The sequence below is a fragment of the Streptomyces bobili genome (genome assembly GCF_002154575.1).
GTDB lineage: Bacteria > Actinomycetota > Actinomycetes > Streptomycetales > Streptomycetaceae > Streptomyces > Streptomyces bobili.
Window position 1 is genome coordinate 1 of sequence record NZ_MUBA01000611.1, and the last position, 2,528, is coordinate 2,528.

General features: G+C 70.4%; 2 protein-coding genes. Both read left to right on the plus strand.

Annotated elements, in window-relative coordinates:
* The first annotated feature begins 152 nt into the window (after nt 1-152).
* Nucleotides 153-1,373, plus strand: coding sequence for an acetyl-CoA C-acetyltransferase (locus BZL64_RS34885; RefSeq protein ID WP_086773077.1), 1,221 nt, complete (start codon nt 153-155; stop codon nt 1,371-1,373).
* 303 nt (nt 1,374-1,676) lie between these two features.
* On the plus strand, nt 1,677-2,474 hold the full coding sequence (locus tag BZL64_RS34890; RefSeq protein ID WP_086773078.1) for a hypothetical protein: 798 nt from the start codon (nt 1,677-1,679) through the stop codon (nt 2,472-2,474).
* Nucleotides 2,475-2,528: the final 54 nt, after the last annotated feature.

Here is a 2,528-nt window from a genome sequence, read left to right on the forward strand (position 1 = left end):
AAGGGGCGGCGGGGGCGAAAAAGCAAGCGCTTAGTAAACTGCGGCCAGGGTCACACCACCACACCCGTGACCTGACCCATACGTACGGGTAACTTCCAGTCAAGTCCAAGCCCCGCCGGAAAACCCACCCCGTGAACGCCAATGGAGCCGTGATGCCCGAAGCCGTCATCGTGTCGACCGCCCGCTCCCCCATCGGCCGCGCTTTCAAGGGCTCCCTCAAGGACCTGCGCCCGGACGACCTCACCGCCACCATCATCCAGGCCGCCCTCGCGAAGGTCCCCGAGCTGGACCCGAGGGACATCGACGACCTGATGCTCGGCTGCGGCCTCCCCGGCGGCGAGCAGGGCAACAACCTCGGCCGTATCGTCGCCGTACAGATGGGCATGGACCACCTGCCCGGCTGCACGGTCACCCGCTACTGTTCCTCGTCCGTCCAGACGAGCCGCATGGCGCTGCACGCCATCAAGGCCGGCGAGGGCGACGTCTTCATCTCGGCCGGCGTCGAGACCGTCTCCCGGTTCGTGAAGGGCAACTCCGACAGCCTGCCCGACACCCACAACCCGTTCTTCGCCGAGGCGGAGGCCCGCACCGCGGCCGTCGCCGAGCAGGAGGGCACCACCTGGCACGACCCGCGCGAGGACGGCGTCGTCCCGGACGCCTACATCTCGATGGGCCAGACCGCCGAGAACCTGGCCCGCCTCAAGGGCGTCACCCGCCAGGAGATGGACGAGTTCGGCGTCCGCTCGCAGAACCTCGCCGAGGAAGCCGTCAAGAACGGCTTCTGGGAGCGCGAGATCACCCCGGTCACCACCCCGGACGGCACGGTGGTCAGCAAGGACGACGGCCCGCGCGCCGGCGTCACGATGGAGGGCGTGGCGGGCCTGAAGCCGGTCTTCCGCCCCGACGGCATGGTCACGGCCGCCAACTGCTGCCCCCTGAACGACGGTGCCGCCGCGCTCGTCATCATGAGCGACACGAAGGCCCGCGAGCTGGGCCTCACGCCGCTCGCCCGCATCGTGTCGACCGGTGTCTCCGGTCTCTCCCCCGAGATCATGGGCCTCGGCCCGGTCGACGCCAGCAACCAGGCCCTGCGCCGGGCCGGTCTGACGATCGACGACATCGACCTGGTCGAGATCAACGAGGCGTTCGCCGCCCAGGTGATCCCCTCCTACCGCGACCTCGGCATCCCGCTGGACAAGCTGAACGTCAACGGCGGCGCGATCGCCGTCGGCCACCCCTTCGGCATGACCGGCGCCCGCATCACCGGCACGCTCATCAATTCCCTGCAGTTCCACGACAAGCAGTTCGGCCTGGAGACGATGTGCGTCGGCGGCGGCCAGGGCATGGCGATGGTCATCGAGCGCCTCAGCTAGTCGCAGGAGTCCGCACGAAGGCCCCGACGGTGACCTCTCGGTAGCCGCCGGGGCACCCATCGTGAGCCGATGGCCCGGAGTCTGGGAAGCCCCTGGATTCCGGGCCGTTTTGTGATCGAATCTCCCCCAGGATGTGACCTATCTCCCTCCCCGGAGGGATTTACGCAGCTCAGCGCCGTTTCACCAGTTGAGGCGGGACAAATCTCCTGCCCGTTTCGTGACGTTACGCACTGACAGCTGGATAGTCCGCCCTTCAAGCTGATGTAGGAAGTCGGGGGTCGACTTTGAACCGGGAGTACGTCAGTGAGCGCCATGCCGATCGCCTTGCTGGTCACCACGGCCGCCACGGGCGCCGTGGGCGTCGCCGTCCTGCGCACCCTGCTGCAGCTGCGCCGTCAGGTCGCGGCCCTGCACACGCAGCTCGCGGAGACCGCCGGTGCCGCCGCCGGGCCGCGGGGCTTCGTTCCGGCCGCCCGCGCGACGGCCGACACGGCTGAGATACGCGCGGCGGTGGCCGAGGCGCTCGCCGAGGAGCGGGAGCGGGAGCTGGCCGAGGCGCGCGCCTTCTGGGCCGCCCAGGAGGCCCGTGACGCCTCCGACGCGCCCTCCCTGCTGGGTCTGCCGGACAGCGAGCTGTTCCTGCCCCGGCAGGCCGATTTCGCGGGCCTGGAGCCGCTCGAGCCGGTGACCGAGCCGCCCGCCGACGCCGACGAGTTCGTCGGGGACTCCCCCGAACTGGCCGCGGCCCGCCGCCGGCACCCCTCCCACCCGGACTTCGTACCGGTCCAGTCACCGGTCGTGAACGATCACGAGCGTACGGTGACCGCACTGGAGGAACTGGCCGCCGACCGCGTCGAACTGACCGATGTGCGGCCCGGCCCGCTCGGCACCCTCGACGTCTACGTCTTCGCCGACGGCACCACCCTGTGCATGACCCCGGGCCACCGGGAGACCGCGGACCGCCTCGCCCGCGCCCTCACGGCCGGTGAGACGCCGTACCTGCTGGGCGGCTCGGGCATCTCGGGCGCCTACGCCCTGACCTTCGCCTGCGGCGAGGAGAGCGTCTACATCCTGGCGGACCGGGTCATAGCCAGCCTCTGAGGCACCCTCGGCAGGCGGACCCGGCCCCCTGCCCCCGTCCCCTTGTCAGACCCC

Bases quoted from the DNA above. Each gene is read 5' to 3' on its own strand.
- BZL64_RS34885 (WP_086773077.1), top strand. From the start codon at position 153: ATGCCCGAAGCCGTCATCGTGTCGACCGCCCGCTCCCCCATCGGCCGC.